The organism is Tritonibacter sp. SIMBA_163, assembly GCF_046535935.1.
GTDB lineage: Bacteria > Pseudomonadota > Alphaproteobacteria > Rhodobacterales > Rhodobacteraceae > Epibacterium > Epibacterium scottomollicae.
Window position 1 is genome coordinate 1 of the sequence record NZ_JAWJBP010000253.1, and the last position, 304, is coordinate 304.

Sequence of the window (304 nt, forward strand, 5' to 3'; positions counted from 1 at the left end):
ATGAGCAGGTGGGGGCGGACCCACCGCTGGATCGCATCGACCTCGGTGACACTCGGCTTCTGGAACGCCTCCCGCAGAAACATCCCCAGCATCCGGGCCTTGACGTAGCGGACGGGCTTGGTGGCAGCCATGCCGGCCGCGACCTCGACGGCCACCTGCGTCTTGCCGGTGCCCCGGCTCCCCACGAACGCCAGCAGCCCGCCCATCTCGCACGCCTTCTCCGCCTTGAGCACCGATTCCCTGTACCCCGTGTGCTGCCATCGCCGCTCGTCCTTGAGCGCTACGAGGTGCCGCTGCGGCAGCT

Annotated in this window: 1 protein-coding gene; it reads right to left on the reverse strand. The window is 69.1% G+C overall.

Going from position 1 to position 304, the window contains the following annotated elements; translation table 11 throughout:
• Positions 1 to 304 (reverse strand): hypothetical protein (locus R0J92_RS22295; RefSeq protein WP_411053259.1); only part of this gene is annotated, 304 nt, incomplete at both ends.